Origin of the sequence: Nocardia implantans, assembly GCF_035544775.1 — a bacterium.
Lineage (GTDB): Bacteria > Actinomycetota > Actinomycetes > Mycobacteriales > Mycobacteriaceae > Nocardia > Nocardia implantans.
In genome coordinates, this window is sequence record NZ_JAYKYQ010000040.1 from 1 (window position 1) to 511 (window position 511).

Genomic DNA, 511 nt, shown 5'->3' on the forward strand with positions numbered 1-511 from the left:
TCGGGTCGACGAGGGTGGAGGTGTCGCCGAGTTCGCGTCCTTCGGCGACGTCGCGTAGGAGGCGGCGCATGATTTTGCCGCTGCGGGTTTTGGGGAGTTCGGGGACGATGTGGATTTCGCGGGGTTTGGCGATGGGGCTGATTTCGCGGGCGACTTCGGTTTTGAGGTCGTCGATGAGTGCGGTGCCCGTATCTTTTGCTTCGGCTGTGAGGATGACGAAGGCGACGATGCCTTGGCCGGTGGTGGGGTCGGTGGCGCCGACGACGGCGGCTTCGGCGACGGTGTGGTGTCCGACGAGGGCGGATTCGACTTCGGCGGTGGAGATTCGGTGGCCGGAGACGTTCATGACGTCGTCGACGCGGCCGAGGACCCACAGGTCGCCGTCGGTGTCGAGTTTGGCGCCGTCGCCGGCGAAGTACCAGCCTTGGTCGGCGAAGCGTTCCCAGTAGGTGGTTTTGTAGCGTTCGGGATCGCCCCAGATGCCGCGCAGCATCGACGGCCACGGCTGATC

Annotated in this window: 1 protein-coding gene; it reads right to left on the bottom strand. The window is 65.6% G+C overall.

Annotation, left to right across the window (positions count from 1 at the left end):
• On the bottom strand, positions 1–511 hold a 511-nt coding region (locus U3653_RS33210), incomplete at both ends, for an AMP-binding enzyme (protein WP_435406619.1).